This window comes from Micromonospora sp. B006, assembly GCF_003408515.1.
GTDB classification, from domain to species: Bacteria; Actinomycetota; Actinomycetes; order Mycobacteriales; family Micromonosporaceae; genus Micromonospora; species Micromonospora echinospora_A.
Genome location: NZ_CP030865.1, coordinates 392709 through 406307, shown reverse-complemented (window position 1 = coordinate 406307; position 13599 = coordinate 392709). Strand labels below are relative to the sequence as shown.

Here is a 13599-nt window from a genome sequence, read left to right as displayed (position 1 = left end):
TCCGCTCGTTGCCTGCGCGCGCTCACTGTGCACTCCCGGTGTTCAGCAGCGGGCCCGGCCGGTCCGCGGCGTCCGCCGCGACCCGTCCGGCCGGGACGGCCGGACCGCCGGCGGCGCCGACGGAGACCTTCACCAGCGAACCGGACGTCGCGCCGAGGCTGCGCCGCACGGTGGAGCCGGGCGAGTTGGTCGGCAGCCAGACGACGCCGTCCGGCATCTCGGTGATCGCCGCCGGCAGCGTGACGGCGCCCCGGTCGGTGCCGACGGTGACCGCGTCGCCGTCGGCCACGCCGAGGGACTCTGCGGTGCCCTTGCCCAGCCGGACCACCGGCGGGCGGGCGGTGCCGGCGAGGTGCTCGTCGCCGTCGGTGAGGCTGCCCAGGTCGATGAGCTGGTGCCAGGTGGACAGCACGGCCTCGCCCGCGCCGGGCTGCCGGACAGCGGCCGGCTCGACCGAGGGCGCCGACGGCCGCTCGACCCGGGTACGCGGCAGCGCGCCCAGCTCGCGGCGGATGCTCGGCACGTCGCCGGTGCCCAGCCGCACGTCGAGCTGCGCGGCGATCGCGTCGAGGATCCGGGCGTCGGTCATCGCACCGGTGTCCAGCACCTTCTCGAACGTGCGCAGCCGGCCCTCCCAGTCCAGGAAGCTGCCGGCCTTCTCGACCACCGGCGCGATCGGCAGGACCACGTCGGCCCGGCGCGACACCGCGCTCATCCGCAGTTCCAGGCTGACCAGGAACGGCACCGCGTCCAGGGCCTTCTCGGCCAGGCGCGGGTCGGCCAGGTCGGCCGGGTCCACACCGGCCACCACCAGGGCGCCGAGCTGACCGTTCGCGGCGGCGTTGAGGATGCCGTCGGTGTCGCGGCCGGCCTGGCTCGGGATCACCCCGGCCGGGATGTCCCACGCCTCGCCCAGCTCCGCGCGGGCGGCGGGCTCGGTGACCACACGGCCGCCGGGGAGCAGGTTGGGCAGGCAGCCCGCGTCGACAGCGCCGCGGTCGCCCGCGCGCCGCGGCACCCAGACCAGCCGGGCGCCGGTACGCCGGGCGACGTCCGCCGCCGCCGACAGCCCGCCCGAAACCTCGGCCAGCCGCTCGCCGACGATCAGGATCGCGCCGGGCTGCCCCAGCGCCTCGGCCACCGTGGCGTGCTCGGCCAGCACGCCGGCCTCCTCGCCCGGCACCACCCGGGCCAGCTTGGCCCCGAGCTTCTCCAGGCCGCGCGTCGCGAACGGCGCGATCGCGTACACAGTGAGCTTCTTCTTCAGGTACGCCTTGCGCAGCCGCAGGAAGAGGATCGGGCACTCCTCCTCCGGCTCCAGGCCGACGAGCACCACCGCGGGAGCGTTCTCCACGTCGGTGTAGGTCACGTCGGTGACCCCGGCGACGCTGCTGGCCAGGAAGTCGGCCTCCTCGCGGGAGACCGGGCGGGCCAGGAAGTCGATGTCGTTGGTGTGCAGCGCGATGCGGGCGAACTTCGCGTACGCGTAGGCGTCCTCGACGGTGAGCCGGCCGCCGGTCAGCACCGCCGTGCCGGTCGCGCCGTCACGGGCCTCGCGCAGCTCCTCGGCGGCCCGGGTCAGCGCCTCGCTCCAGGACGCCTCGCGCAGCTCACCGGTCTTCTCGTCGCGCACCATCGGGGTGCTGATCCGGTCGAACGCGCGGGCGTACTGGAAGCCCCAGCGGCCCTTGTCGCAGTTCCACTCCTCGTTCACCGCCGGGTCGTCGCCGGCCAGCCGGCGCAGCACCTTGCCGCGCCGCCAGTCGGTGCGCTGCGCGCAACCGGCCGAGCAGTGCTCGCAGACGCTCGGCGTGGAGACCAGGTCGAAGGGGCGGGCCCGGAACCGGTACTGCGCGCCGGTCAGCGCGCCCACCGGGCAGATCTGCACGGTGTTGCCGGAGAAGTACGAGTTGAACGGAACGTCCCCCTCGTCGCCCTCCTCGCCGTACTCCTCGTCCCGGTAGATGTTGATCTCCTCGTGCGAGGAGCGTCCCATCAGGTCGATGAACTTGTCCCCGGCGATCTCCTCGGAGAACCGGGTGCAGCGCTGGCAGAGCACGCAGCGCTCGCGGTCGAGCAGCACCTGGGTGCTGATCGGCAGCGGCTTCGGGTACTCCCGCTTGTGCTCGTGGAACCGCGAGTCCGTCCGGCCGGTGGACATCGCCTGGTTCTGCAGCGGGCACTCGCCGCCCTTGTCGCACATCGGGCAGTCCAGGGGGTGGTTGAGGAGCAGCAGCTCCATCACCCCCTCCTGGGCCTTCTTGGCGACCGGGGAGGTGAGCTGGGTCCGCACCACCATGCCGTCGGCGACGGTCTGGGTGCAGGAGGCGACCGGCTTGCGCTGGCCCTCCACCTCCACCAGGCACTGCCGGCAGGCGCCGGCCGGGGCCAGCAGCGGGTGGTCGCAGAAGCGGGGGATCTCGGTGCCCAGCTGCTCGGCGACCCGGATCAGCAGCGCCCCCTTGGGGGCGGTGACCTCGACGCCGTCGATGGTCAGCGTGACGGTCTCGGTCTGCTTGGCTACGTCGGTCATCAGTGCGCCCCTACCAGGGTCTTCTCCGACAGCTTCGGAGCGGTACGTCCCTCGATGTAGTCGAGGTAGTCCTGCTTGAAGTACTTCAGCGACGAGGTGACCGAGCTGGTCGCGCCGTCACCCAGACCGCAGAACGAGCGGCCGAGGATGTTGTCGCAGGTGTCGAGCAGGGTGTCCAGGTCCTCGTGGGTGCCCTGGCCGGCCAGGATGCGCCGGTAGACCCGGACCATCCAGTAGTTGCCCTCCCGGCACGGGGTGCACTTGCCGCACGACTCGTGGTGGTAGAACTCCAGCCACCGGTAGGTCGCGTACACCGGGCAGTCCTGGTCGGAGAAGATCTGCGTGGCGGTGGTGCCCAGGATCGAGCCGGCCCCCGCCACCCCCTCGAAGTCCAGCGGCACGTCCAGGTGCTCGGCGGTCAGCAGCGGCGTCGACGAGCCACCCGGGGTCCAGAACTTCAGGTCGTGCCCGGGCTGCATCCCGCCGGCCAGCTCGATCAGCTCGCGCAGCGTGATGCCCATCGAGCACTCGTACTGGCCCGGGTTCGCGATCCGGCCGGACAGCGAGTAGATCATCGGGCCGGACGACTTCTCCGTGCCCATGGTCTTCCACCAGTCCGCGCCACCGAGCACGATGTACGGCACGCTGGCGATGGTGCCGACGTTGTTGACCACCGTCGGGCTGGCGTACAGGCCGTGGGTCGCCGGGAACGGCGGGCGCAGCCGGGGCTGGCCGCGGAAGCCCTCCAGCGAGTCCAGCAGCGCGGTCTCCTCGCCGCAGATGTACGCCCCGGCGCCGGAGTGCACCACCAGGTCCAGGTCGAACCCGGAGCCGAGGATGTTCCGGCCGAGGTAACCCTTGGCGTACGCCTCCTGGACGGCGTTGCGCAGCCGCCGGGCGGCGTGCACGGCCTCGCCCCGGATGTAGATGTACGCGCGGTTGGCCCGGATCGCGTACGAGGCGATGATGACGCCCTCGACCAGCGAGTGCGGGTCGTAGGTCATCAGCGGCAGGTCCTTGCAGGTGCCCGGCTCGCCCTCGTCGGCGTTCACCACCAGGTAGTGCGGCTTGCCGTCGCCCTGCGGGATGAAGCCCCACTTCAGGCCGGTCGGGAAGCCCGCGCCGCCACGGCCGCGCAGCCCGGAGTCCTTGACCAGCTGGATCAGGTCGTCCGGGTGCGCCTTGAGCGCCTTGCGCAGGGCGGCGTAGCCGTCCAGCTTCTCGTAGGTGCCGAGCCGCCAGGCGTCCGGCGACAGCCAGCGCTTGGTGAGCACCGGCGTGAGCTTGGCCAGCGTCTCCGGCCGAGGAGTGGTCACTTCCGGGCCCCCGATCCGTTCGCGTCCGCCCGGTCGGCGCCGTCCGCGCCCGTACCGGCCTCAGCTTCCTTGAGGTTGCGCTCCTGCGCGCCGGCCGCGTCGCCGGCGGGCTTGCCGTCGCCGGCCGGCGGGTTCGCCGCCGTGCCGGCCGCCTGCGCCGCCTGCGCGTCGCGGGGCACCGGCGCCGGGCCGTCCACCGGGACCTTGGTGCCCGGCGCGTCCGGTACGGCGGTGGCCGCGTCCGGCTGCCGGGTCTCGGCGGTACGCACCTGCGGCGACTTGGCGTCCGGCGCCTTCACGTCCGGCGCGGTGCTGCCGGTGGCCGCCTCCGGCTTGGCCGGCTCGACGGCCGGCGCCGGCTTCGCGGCCTCGGCCTTCGCCTCGGCGGCGGCCCGGTCGGCCTCGGCCTTGCTGCGGATCGGGGTCTTCGGGTCGAAGCCCGGCACCGACACGCCGTGCTGCTCGGCCAGGCGCAGGCCGCGCAGGCTCGGCTCGCCCGGCCCGCCGTCGGCCACCGCGCCGTCGCGCTCGTCGGCGAAACCGGCGAGCTGGACCGCCATCTCCTTGAGCGTGCACAGGCGCGCGCCCCGGGTGGGCATCGGCCGGCCGCCGGCCCGCAGCTCCTCGACCACGTCGAGCGCGCCCTGCGGCTCCACGTTGTCGAAGAAGTCGTAGTTGACGGTCATGACCGGGCCGTAGTCGCACGCCGCGAGGCACTCGGCGTGCTCCAGCGTGATCTTCCCGTCGGCGGTGGTCTCCTCGTGCCCGACGCCGAGGTGCTCGGCCAGGGCGTCGTAGACCTTCTGCCCGCCGAGCACGTCGCACATGGTGTTGGTGCAGACGCTGACCAGGTAGTCACCGGTGGGCTTGCGCTTGTACATGGTGTAGAAGGTGGCGACGGCGCCGACCTGGGCCTTGTTCAGCCCGAGCACCTCGGCGCAGAACTCGACACCGGCCGGGGAGACGTACCCCTCCTCGGACTGGACCAGGTGCAGCAGCGGCAGCAGCGCCGAGCGCGACCGGTCGGCCGGGTACCGGGCGATGATCTCCCGCGCCCGGAGCCGGGTCTCTTCAGTGAACGTGCTCATCGGTCACAACCACCCATCACGGGGTCCAGCGAGGCGCCGCCGGCGATCACGTCGGCGATCAGGCCGCCCTCGGCCATCGCCGGGAGGGCCTGGAGGTTGACGAAGCTCGGCTCCCGGTAGTGCACCCGGTAGGGCCGGGTGCCGCCGTCGGACACCGCGTGCACGCCCAGCTCGCCGCGGGGCGACTCGATGGCGACGTACACCTGGCCCGGCGGAACCCGGAAGCCCTCGGTGACGAGCTTGAAGTGGTGGATCAGCGACTCCATCGACTGACCCATGATCTTCGCGACGTGCTCCAGGGAGTTGCCCATGCCGTCGACACCGATGGCGAGCTGCGCCGGCCAGGCGATCTTCTTGTCGGAGACCATCACCGGGCCCGGCTTCAGGCGGTCCAGCGCCTGCTCGACGAGCTTCAGCGACTCCCGGATCTCCGCGACCCGGACCAGGTAGCGGCCCCACACGTCACCGTCGGTGTGGGTCGGCACGTCGAACTCGTACGTCTCGTAGCCGCAGTACGGCATGGTCTTGCGCAGGTCCCAGGCGAGGCCGGCGGAGCGCAGCACCGGGCCGGTGACGCCGAGCGCCATGCAGCCGGTCACGTCGAGCACCGCGACGTTCTGCGTGCGCTCCAGCCAGATCGGCTGGCCGGAGAGCAGGTCCTCGTACTCCTTGAGCCGCTTCGGCATCAGCGTGAGGAAGTCGCGGATCTTGCGGATCGCGTCGTCCGGCACGTCCTGCGCCACACCGCCCGGCCGCACGTACGCGTGGTTCATCCGCAGGCCGGTGATGGTCTCGAAGATGTCGAGGACGTACTCCCGCTCGCGGAAGCCGTACAACATCATGTTGATCGCGCCCAGCTCCATGGCGGTGGTCGCCAGCCAGACCAGGTGCGACGAGATCCGGTTGAGCTCCATCATCAGCACGCGGATGGTGTTGGCCCGCTCGGTGATGTCGTCGGTGATCCCGAGCAGCTTCTCCACCGCGAGCGCGTACGCCGTCTCGTTGAACAGCGGGGAGAGGTAGTCCATCCGGGTCACGAACGTCGAGCCCTGGACCCAGTTGCGGTACTCCAGGTTCTTCTCGATGCCGGTGTGCAGGTAGCCGACGACCGAGCGGGCCTCGCGGACCGTCTCGCCCTCCAGCTCTAGGACCAGCCGGAGCACGCCGTGGGTGGACGGGTGCTGCGGACCCATGTTGACGATGATCCGCTCGTCGTTGATCGGGTCCGCGCCGGAGACGACCTCGTCCCAGTCCCCACCGGTGACGGTGAAGACCTTGCCCTCGGTGGTCTCGCGCTCGGTCGCGTAGTTCGACGTGGTCACTGGTACGACCTCCTCCGGTCCGGCGGCGGGATCTCCGCACCCTTGTACTCGACCGGTACGCCGCCGAGCGGGTAGTCCTTGCGCTGCGGGTGGCCCTCCCAGTCGTCCGGCATGAGGATCCGGGTCAGGGCGGGGTGGCCGTCGAAGACGACGCCGAACATGTCGTACGTCTCCCGCTCCTGCCAGTCGGCGGTCGGGTAGACGGCGGTGACGCTCGGCACGTGCGGCTGCTCGGCGGAGACCGCCACCTCCAGCCGGACGATGCGGCGGTAGGTCATCGAGGTCAGCTGGTAGACCACGTGCAGGCGGCGTTCCGCGCCCAGGTAGTCCACGCCGGACAGCGAGGAGAGCAGCTCGAAGCGCAGCGACAGGTCGTCGCGCATCACCTGGCAGACCTCGGCGATGCGCTCCGGGCGCACGTGCAGCGTCAGCTCGCCCCGGTCGACCACGACCTTCTCGATCGCGTCGCCGAAGTCCGGGTACGCCTCCTCCAGCGCGTCCCGCACCTCGTCGAAGTAGCTGCCGTACGGGCGGGTCGCCTCCTCGATCGGCTTGCGCTGGCGGACCAGCCCGCCGTAGCCGGAGACGTCACCGGTGCCCTGGTTGCCGAACATCCCCCGGCCGGCCGGGCTGGCCGGCGGGTACTCGGCCGGAGCGGTGGAGCTGGCGCCGGCCGGGGTGGTCGGCACCGGCACCCCGCCGTCGTTGTTCTTGTCGTTCGGTGCGGTCATTTCGGGCCCCTATGCGACGCCTGAAGGTGGTTCTGCGCCTTCATCCAGTTCTCGATCCGCAGCTGCTCCTCGCGCCCCTCGCGGACGGCCTTCGTCCACTCGGCACGCCGGGCCTTGTCGCTGCGGTACGACGAGGGCATCGAGCCGTACGGCACGACCGGCACGTCACCGCGCGCCTGGCGGGCCTCCAGCATCTTGCGGCCGTTCGGGCCCAGCGGCTCGTGCATGATCTTCTCGCGCAGCTTGAGCACGGCGTCGATGAGCATCTCCGGCCGGGGCGGGCAGCCGGGGAGGTACATGTCGACCGGGACGACGTGGTCGACGCCCTGCACGATGGCGTAGTTGTTGAACATGCCGCCGCTGCTGGCGCAGACGCCCATCGAGATGACCCAGCGGGGCTCGGCCATCTGGTCGTAGATCTGGCGCAGCACCGGGGCCATCTTCTGGCTCACCCGGCCGGCCACGATCATCAGGTCCGCCTGCCGGGGCGAGGCGCGGAAGACCTCCATGCCCCAGCGGCCCATGTCGTAGTGCGGGCCGCCTGCCGCCATCATCTCGATGGCGCAGCAGGCCAGACCGAACGTGGCGCCCCAGACCGAGGTCTTCCGCGTCCAGTTGACCAGCTTCTCGACGCTGGTGAGCAGGACGCCGGAGGGGAGCTTCTCCTCGATGCCCATCTGCTACCTCCTCAGTCCCAGTCCAGGCCGCCGCGACGCCAGACATAGGCGTATGCGACGAAGACCGCGACGATGAACAGGACCATCTCCACGAAGCCGAAGATCGGCAGGGCGTCGAAGGAGACCGCCCAGGGGTAGAGGAAGATGATCTCGATGTCGAAGACGATGAAGAGCATCGCCGTCAGGTAGAACTTGATCGGGAACCGGCCGCCGCCGACCGGCTGCGGGCTCGGTTCGATGCCACACTCGTACGCCTCGAGCTTGGCCTTGTTGAGACGCCGCGGGCCGGCGAGTCGGGCGGCGGCCACGGAGAACAGCGCGAACGCCGCAGCGAGGGCGAACAGCCCGATGATGGGTGCGTAAGGAGAGAGCGTCATCGTTGTCCCCTGCTCGTCCTTCCCTGACCTCGGTGGTTGGCCAAAATCACACTATTCACGTCCCTGGGACCTCGGTCGTCGGGGGGTCGATCTCTGTCCGGCTCGTGGTCGGTCGGTCGGCCGCGGCCGGTCGTCTCCTACACGGCCGGGGCCACCTTCGTCATCGCGTTGATGACCCGGTCCATCGCGTCCCCGCCGCGCGGGTCGGTCAGGTTCGCCAGCAGCTTGAGCACGAAGCGCATGAGCATCGGGTGCGGCATGCCGTGCCGGGTGGCCAGCCGCATCACCTCGGGGCGGCCGATGAGCTTCACGAACACGCCGCCGAGCCGGTAGTAGCCGCCGAAGCGGGCCTTCAGCTCCTGCGGGTACGCCATCAGCGCCCGCTCCCGCTCCGCGCCGGCCGGGCGGGCCAGCGCCTGCACCATGACCTCCGCGGCCATCTCGCCGGACTCCATCGCGTACGCGATGCCCTCGCCGTTGAACGGGTTGACCATGCCGCCGGAGTCGCCGACGAGCAGGACGCCGCGGGTGTAGTGCGGGACCCGGTTGAAGCCCATCGGCAGCGCGGCCCCGAGGGTCGGACCCTCCGCGTTGGACTCGTCGGTCATCCCCCACTCCTCGGGGGTGTTCGCGAGCCAGTCGGTGAGCAGCTTGCGGTAGTTCGTCTTGCCGAACGCGGAGGACGAGTTCAGCACGCCGAGGCCGACGTTCACCCGGCCGTCGCCGAGGCCGAAGATCCAGCCGTAGCCGGGCAGCAGCGCGTCGCTGCCCTTGGCCCGCAGCTCCAGCCACGACTCCAGGTAGTCGTCGTCGTGCTTGGCGGGTGAGCGGTAGTAGCGGCGGACCGCCACGCCGATCGGGCGGTCCTCCCGCTTGGTCAGCCCGAGGGCGAGCGGGAAGCGGCCGGAGACGCCGTCGGCGGCGACCACGAGCGGCGCGTGGAAGGTGGCGGGCTCCTTCTCCGGGCCGACCTCGGCCTGCACGCCGATCACCCGGTCGTCGGCGCCGAGCACCGGGCCGAGGACGTTGACGCTGGTGCGCAGCTTCGCCCCGGCGGCGACGGCCCGCTGCGCGAGCAGGTCGTCGAAGTCGAGCCGGGTCCGCACCAGGCCGTAGTTGGGGAAGCTGGCCAGGTCGGGCCAGTCCAGCTCCAGGCGCACCCCGCCGCCGATCACCCGCAGGCCCTTGTTGTGCAGCCAGCCGGCCTCGGGCGAGGTGTCCACGCCCATCCGAATGAGCTGCCGCACGGCGCGGGGCGTGAGCCCGTCGCCGCAGACCTTCTCCCGGGGAAACTCCGTCTTCTCCAGCAGCAGCACGCGTACGCCGTGCCGCGCCAGGTGGTACGCCGTGGCCGATCCTCCGGGACCGGCGCCCACGACGATGACGTCGGCGTCGTTCTCCACCGCGGTCATCCGCGCCTCCTCCCGCATGCTCGTGAAATGCTTCACAAGCCCATCCGGTTGGAGTCTATGACCGCCGTTACACCAGGCCGCGCTGAGGGGGGCCTAACTTCGCGGAAACGGGCCGGTAGGAGTACCGAAACCGGTCAGGGGCGGGCCGGCGCCGCCGGTCCGAGCCCGGCGTCGAGCCGGATCGCCTCGGGCAGGTGGTCGCGCAACGCGCCACCCGCCGCGCGGTCGAGCGCCGCCAGCACCTCGGCGACGACCTGCCGGACATCAGCGGGATCCGCGCCGGCCAACTCGCGGAGCTGGGCGATCAGCTCGGCGGCGTCGTCGTCGGTGGCGGCCTGGTCTGGTCCCGTCATGGGGGCGAGCCTACGGGACAAAGTAGACCAGAACCGGATATTCACGAAATGACCGGCTCGCGCCTGGTCGTCCGGTCAGTTTCGGACGGCCCGGTGCAGGGCCACCACGCCCCCGGTCAGGTTGCGCCACGCCACCCGGCCCCAGCCGGCCGCGCCGATCCGCGCGGCCAGCGCCGGCTGGTCCGGCCAGGCCCGGATCGACTCCGCCAGGTAGACGTAGGCGTCGGGGTTGCTGGACACCGCGCGCGCCACGGCCGGCAACGACCGCATCAGGTACGACAGGTAGACGGTGCGGAACGCCTGATTGACCGGGGTGCTGAACTCGCAGACCACCAGCCGCCCGCCCGGCCGCGTCACCCGGGCCAGCTCGCGCAGCGCCGCGTCGGTGTCGTTGACGTTGCGCAACGCGAAGGAGATGGTCACCGCGTCGAAGCTGGCGTCGGCGAACGGCAACCGCAGCGCGTCCCCGGCCAGCAGCGGCACCGACGGGCGCGTGCGCTTGCCCGCGTACAGCATGCCCAGCGACAGGTCGGCGCCGACCGCGTACGCCCCGGAGTGGGCCAGTTCCTCGGTCGAGACGCCGGTGCCGGCGCCCACGTCGAGCACCCGCTCGCCCGGCCGCAACCCGAGCGCCGCCCGGGTGGCACGCCGCCAGGACCGGTCCTGCCCGAAGGAGAGCACGGTGTTGGTCAGGTCATAGCGGGCCGCGACACCGTCGAACATCGCGGCTACCTCGTGCGGCTGCTTGTCCAGGCTGGCGCGCTGGCCCTGCGGGGTACGGCTCACCCCTCCACTCTGCCAGCCGCGCCGCCCCCGCCCCGCCCCGGGTACGCGAGAGGGCGGGGTGGTCGCCCACCCCGCCCTCGCCGCGTCCGCGGTGACGGGTCAGTCCTCGGTGCGCTCCTCGCCCGGCGTGACGAGCACCACCTTGCGGCGCCGGGACAGCATCATCAGCGCCACACCGGCGGCGAGGACCGCCGCGCCGATCCCGCCGATCAGGCCGACCTGCATACCGGTCACCGGCAGGCCACCGCCGCCGGTGCCGCCACCCGCGCCACCATCGGCGGTCGGGGTCGGGACGGCGGTCACGCTGCCGGTCGGGGTCGGCCCGGCGGTCGGCGTCGAGGTCGGCTGGACCGTCGGCGTCGGGCTCGGGGTCGACTGCGGGCTCTGGTCGACGAAGACGTCGAACTGGGCGGTGTTGTCGCCGTCGTCGGCCTCCGAGAACGCGCGGCGCTGCGCCGAGCTGGCGACCTTCGGCTGCTCCTCCGGCGTTCCGGTGGCGGCGTCCAGCCCGGCGGCCCAGACGAAGCCCGGCCGGAGCAGCTTCTCGGTCACGTCCGCGCCGACCTTCACCCGCACGTCGGCGGTGTAGTACTGGCCGGGCTTGAGCACCACGCCCAGGTCCTCGCAGTACGCGTTCGCGAACCCGCCCAGGTTCTGCTCGACGCAGCCCTCGGGCAGCTCGGCGAAGGTCACGCCGGCCGGCAGCGTGATCCCGTAGCTGATGCCGGTGGCGTTCTCGCTGCCGTCGTTGAACACGGCCCAGTCCAGCGGCGCGGTCTGGCCCGGCCGGACCGGGCGCAGGCCCGACTCACCGGCGTCGTCGCCGTCGACCGCCACGTCGGCGTACACGTCCTGGACCCACGTGGTGAGGTCGTAGCCGGGGTCGGTGACGGTGATGTCGTGCTCGACCGTGTCCAGCACGCCGGTGCCGTTCGCCGCGCTGATCGCGACCGTGAGCGTGCCGGCCGCGCCCTTGCCGCCGGTGGAGAACAGCGGGATGCCGAAGTCCTCAGTGGTCCCGGCGGGCAGGTCGCCCAGCAGGCAGGAGAAGGCGGTGCCGCGGATGTCGCAGCCCTTCGGGACCAGCACGCCCACCTTGCCGGTCTTGAGGTTCTTCGTCTCGACAGTGACCCGGACGCCCTTCGCGTCGACGGTCCCGACGGTGTTGTTCACCTGGAACTTGAACGGCTTGGCCTTCGCCTTGGTGACGCCGTTGGCGATCTGGTAGCTGAGCGGGATGAGCTGGAGGTCGGCCTTGTCGGCCGCCTGCGCCGGGCCGGCGAGCGCGCCGAGACCGGCGCTGGAGAGAAGGGCCACGACGCCGGCGCTCGCCAGCGTGGACCGGTAGCGGAAGGTCATTGCTCCCCCGGGGGTAGGGACGCCGATCAACGCACGAACGAAGGGACGGTACCGGAGCGACGCAGCGTCGCGCCAGCGTCCCACGGTGGGAGTTCCCATCGATTCCGACAGACGGCAAGGGCGGGATGGTCACCCATCCCGCCCTTGCCGCGGTGCGTTATGTGAACGGCCCTCATGGGCCGATGGAGGACGACCGTCCCCGACGGACGCCGCCAGCGTAATGGCGTCGCCGGCGTGCCGGGCCGTGCTCACCCGGGTCGCCGCCGACCTGTTACCTGCCTGCTCGCGGGCCGGATCGGTGGTGTCGCGCGGGCAGGCTAGCCGCCGGTGATCACGCAGGTGAAGACCCCTGGCGGAAGCTTCACCGGAAACGGCCGGAGCTCCGGCCGCACGACGGGGGCCGACCGGCCGAACGGGGGAACGAGGTCAGTTGACCTCGACCAGCGGCAGCGACTTCCCGGCCCCGCCGCCGGGCAGCGCGATCGACGAGAAGTGCGAGACCACGCGGTCGTCGCTCGGGTCGTCGGCGGGCGTGTGGTGCACCGCGAGCCGGTTGTAGAGCGTGTCCCGCTGCGCGGGGATCCGGTCGGCCGACCGGATCATGCCGATCAGCTCGTGCAGGTTGGAGCGGTGCCGGGCGCCGGCGGAGGAGATGACGTTCTCCTCCAGCATGATCGAGCCGAGGTCGTCCACGCCCATGTGCAGCGCGAGCTGCCCGACGTCCTTGCCGGTGGTCAGCCAGGACGCCTGCAGGTGCGGCACCGTCTCGAAGAACAGCCGGGCCACCGCGACCAGCCGCAGGTACTCCAGCGTGGTCGCCTGGGTGCGGCCCTTCAGGTGGTTGTTCTCCGGCTGGTACGTCCACGGGATGAAGGCCCGGAAGCCGCCGGTGCGGTCCTGCACGTCGCGGATCATCCGCAGGTGCTCGATCCGCTCGGCGTTGGTCTCGCCGGTGCCCATCATCATGGTGGCCGTCGACTCCAGGCCCTGCCGGTGCGCCAGCTCCATGACCTCCAGCCAGCGGGCGCCGGACTCCTTCAGCGGCGCGATCGCCTTGCGCGGCCGGTCCGGCAGCATCTCGGCGCCGGCGCCGGCGATCGAGTCCAGGCCGGCGGCCTTGATCCGGGCGATGGCCTCGTCCAGGCTCACACCGGAGACCTTCGCCATGTGCAGGATCTCGCTCGGGCCGATCGAGTGGATCGCGAGCTGCGGGTACGCCTTCTTGACCGAGGAGAACAGCTCCTCGTAGTACTCCACGCCGTAGTCCGGGTGGTGCCCGCCCTGGAGCATGACCTGGGTGGCGCCCAGCTCGACCGCCTCGCCGCAACGGCGCAGGATCTCCTCGGTCGGGTGGGTCCAGCCCTCCTTGTGCTTGGGGGCCCGGTAGAACGCGCAGAACTTGCACGCCGTCACACAGACGTTCGTGTAGTTGATGTTGCGGTCGATCAGGTACGTGACGATGTTGTCCGGGTAGCGGCGCCGCCGTACCGCGTCGGCCGCCTCGCCCAGCGCGTGAAAGGGCGCGTCGATGTAGAGCAGCAGCGCCTCCTCGGGCGTGATGCGCCCGCCGTCCGCGCCGCGTTGCAGGATGTCGTCGATCTCCCGGTTCGCCGTCACACTCCCGAGCGTACGCCGACCGCCCCCG

General features: G+C 71.7%; 12 protein-coding genes. All 12 read right to left on the bottom strand.

Going from position 1 to position 13599, the window contains the following annotated elements; genetic code table 11:
- Nucleotides 1-22 precede the first annotated feature (22 nt).
- The 12 genes from MicB006_RS02025 to mqnC all read right to left on the bottom strand — a co-directional run bounded on the left by MicB006_RS02025 (nt 23) and on the right by mqnC (nt 13571).
- Nucleotides 23-2533, bottom strand: a complete 2511-nt coding sequence (locus MicB006_RS02025; RefSeq protein WP_116503474.1) for an NADH-quinone oxidoreductase subunit G — start codon at nt 2531-2533, stop codon at nt 23-25.
- Nucleotides 2533-3849 (bottom strand): NADH-quinone oxidoreductase subunit NuoF, encoded by a 1317-nt coding sequence (gene nuoF, locus MicB006_RS02020; protein WP_116503472.1) that lies wholly within the window; start codon nt 3847-3849, stop codon nt 2533-2535. The genes MicB006_RS02025 and nuoF overlap by 1 nt, the downstream gene beginning before the upstream one ends.
- A complete protein-coding gene (nuoE, locus tag MicB006_RS02015) occupies nt 3846-4937 on the bottom strand; it encodes an NADH-quinone oxidoreductase subunit NuoE (RefSeq protein WP_116503470.1) in 1092 nt (363 codons plus the stop codon). The genes nuoF and nuoE overlap by 4 nt, the downstream gene beginning before the upstream one ends.
- Nucleotides 4934-6259 (bottom strand): NADH-quinone oxidoreductase subunit D, encoded by a 1326-nt coding sequence (locus tag MicB006_RS02010; RefSeq protein ID WP_073826339.1) that lies wholly within the window; start codon nt 6257-6259, stop codon nt 4934-4936. The genes nuoE and MicB006_RS02010 overlap by 4 nt, the downstream gene beginning before the upstream one ends.
- Nucleotides 6256-6990, bottom strand: coding sequence for an NADH-quinone oxidoreductase subunit C (locus MicB006_RS02005; protein WP_116503469.1), 735 nt, complete (start codon nt 6988-6990; stop codon nt 6256-6258). The genes MicB006_RS02010 and MicB006_RS02005 overlap by 4 nt, the downstream gene beginning before the upstream one ends.
- Nucleotides 6987-7667: an NADH-quinone oxidoreductase subunit B family protein gene (locus MicB006_RS02000; protein WP_013283602.1), complete on the bottom strand. Its 681-nt coding sequence runs from the start codon at nt 7665-7667 to the stop codon at nt 6987-6989. Before MicB006_RS02000 ends, MicB006_RS02005 begins: the two co-directional genes overlap by 4 nt.
- A gap of 11 nt (nt 7668-7678) precedes the next feature.
- On the bottom strand, nt 7679-8044 hold the full coding sequence (locus MicB006_RS01995) for an NADH-quinone oxidoreductase subunit A (protein WP_013283601.1): 366 nt from the start codon (nt 8042-8044) through the stop codon (nt 7679-7681).
- 137 nt (nt 8045-8181) lie between these two features.
- Nucleotides 8182-9456: a geranylgeranyl reductase family protein gene (locus MicB006_RS01990; protein WP_116503467.1), complete on the bottom strand. Its 1275-nt coding sequence runs from the start codon at nt 9454-9456 to the stop codon at nt 8182-8184.
- 134 nt (nt 9457-9590) lie between these two features.
- Nucleotides 9591-9809, bottom strand: coding sequence for a hypothetical protein (locus tag MicB006_RS01985; protein WP_030500769.1), 219 nt, complete (start codon nt 9807-9809; stop codon nt 9591-9593).
- Between the two features lie 75 nt (nt 9810-9884).
- On the bottom strand, nt 9885-10595 hold the full coding sequence (locus MicB006_RS01980; RefSeq protein WP_116503465.1) for a demethylmenaquinone methyltransferase: 711 nt from the start codon (nt 10593-10595) through the stop codon (nt 9885-9887).
- A 99-nt stretch (nt 10596-10694) separates the two neighbouring features.
- Nucleotides 10695-11954, bottom strand: a complete 1260-nt coding sequence (locus MicB006_RS01975) for a cell wall anchor protein (RefSeq protein ID WP_116503463.1) — start codon at nt 11952-11954, stop codon at nt 10695-10697.
- 426 nt (nt 11955-12380) lie between these two features.
- On the bottom strand, nt 12381-13571 hold the full coding sequence (mqnC, locus tag MicB006_RS01970; RefSeq protein ID WP_073826356.1) for a cyclic dehypoxanthinyl futalosine synthase: 1191 nt from the start codon (nt 13569-13571) through the stop codon (nt 12381-12383).
- Between the last annotated feature and the right edge of the window lie 28 nt (nt 13572-13599).

What these genes read in the sequence shown, in the direction of transcription:
- MicB006_RS02025 (WP_116503474.1), bottom strand. Translation starts at nt 2,533, where the DNA reads ATGACCGACGTAGCCAAGCAGACCGAGACCGTCACGCTGACCATCGAC.
- nuoE (WP_116503470.1), bottom strand. Translation starts at nt 4,937, where the DNA reads ATGAGCACGTTCACTGAAGAGACCCGGCTCCGGGCGCGGGAGATCATC.
- MicB006_RS02005 (WP_116503469.1), bottom strand. Translation starts at nt 6,990, where the DNA reads ATGACCGCACCGAACGACAAGAACAACGACGGCGGGGTGCCGGTGCCG.
- MicB006_RS02000 (WP_013283602.1), bottom strand. Translation starts at nt 7,667, where the DNA reads ATGGGCATCGAGGAGAAGCTCCCCTCCGGCGTCCTGCTCACCAGCGTC.
- MicB006_RS01995 (WP_013283601.1), bottom strand. Translation starts at nt 8,044, where the DNA reads ATGACGCTCTCTCCTTACGCACCCATCATCGGGCTGTTCGCCCTCGCT.
- MicB006_RS01990 (WP_116503467.1), bottom strand. Translation starts at nt 9,456, where the DNA reads ATGACCGCGGTGGAGAACGACGCCGACGTCATCGTCGTGGGCGCCGGT.
- MicB006_RS01985 (WP_030500769.1), bottom strand. Translation starts at nt 9,809, where the DNA reads ATGACGGGACCAGACCAGGCCGCCACCGACGACGACGCCGCCGAGCTG.
- MicB006_RS01975 (WP_116503463.1), bottom strand. Translation starts at nt 11,954, where the DNA reads ATGACCTTCCGCTACCGGTCCACGCTGGCGAGCGCCGGCGTCGTGGCC.